1 protein-coding gene is annotated in these 251 nt (G+C 76.5%); it reads right to left on the bottom strand.

Going from position 1 to position 251, the window contains the following annotated elements:
• The coding region (locus BIV03_RS19770; RefSeq protein WP_217637394.1) for a hypothetical protein at positions 1–251 on the bottom strand (251 nt) is incomplete at both ends.

The raw sequence follows: 251 nt of genomic DNA on the forward strand, positions 1-251 counted from the left end.
CGCGGACCACCACGTGGTGGCGACGGTCGACGAGTGTCACCAGGGCGACGACGAACACCAGTGCGGCGCCAGCCCACCAGACCGCGGGCAGTGCAGCCAGGAGGCCCCACTCGCCCAGTCCGGTCGAGTCCGTCTGCGCGACACCCACCGCCCAGAGCGCGGCTCCGGTGACGAGGACGCCCGACGCGGCGACGGTGCGGACCAGGACCGCGGTCGGCAGGGCCGACCGCGCGCGGGCCGACCTGGGCGCG

This window comes from Curtobacterium sp. MCBA15_016 (assembly GCF_001865105.1).
Lineage (GTDB): Bacteria > Actinomycetota > Actinomycetes > Actinomycetales > Microbacteriaceae > Curtobacterium.